At 56.5% G+C, this 453-nt stretch carries 2 protein-coding genes; both read left to right on the plus strand.

The genetic code is table 11. The features are described from left to right. Positions 1-182: HU family DNA-binding protein (locus H261_RS23040; RefSeq protein ID WP_008622985.1), on the plus strand; the 182-nt coding region annotated here is incomplete at its 5' end. Continuing rightward, the coding region (locus tag H261_RS24470; RefSeq protein WP_008622986.1) for a MucR family transcriptional regulator at positions 172-453 on the plus strand (282 nt) is incomplete at its 3' end. The genes H261_RS23040 and H261_RS24470, both read left to right, overlap by 11 nt.

Here is a 453-nt window from a genome sequence, read left to right on the forward strand (position 1 = left end):
CCACCGCCATGAAGTCCGGCGATGATGTGCGTCTGGTTGGCTTCGGAACTTTCTCGGTTTCTGCCCGTCCTGCACGTGAAGGCAGGAATCCGCAGACTGGCAAGACCCTCACCATCGCGGCCAGCAAGTCTGCCAAATTCACCGCCGGAAAGAGCCTCAAGGACACCATCAATGGCCGATGACATCAAGGCTCTGACGACCAAGATCGTGGTCGCCTACTTGGGTGGCACCGCCTTGGCAGCCACTGAAATCCCAAGCCTGATCAAGTCCGTTTATTCGACTTTAGCCACTACGGACAACCCTGCTTCAGCACCGGCTGAACGGCAGCAACCTGCCGTTTCTGTGAAGCGGTCAGTGACCCCAGATTACATTGTCTGTTTGGAATGCGGTGATCGGCAGAAGATGCTGAAGCGGCATCTGCTGACCGGCCACGGACTTACCGCAGATGAATAT

It is taken from the genome of Paramagnetospirillum caucaseum, assembly GCF_000342045.1.
In the GTDB taxonomy this organism is placed as follows: Bacteria; Pseudomonadota; Alphaproteobacteria; order Rhodospirillales; family Magnetospirillaceae; genus Phaeospirillum; species Phaeospirillum caucaseum.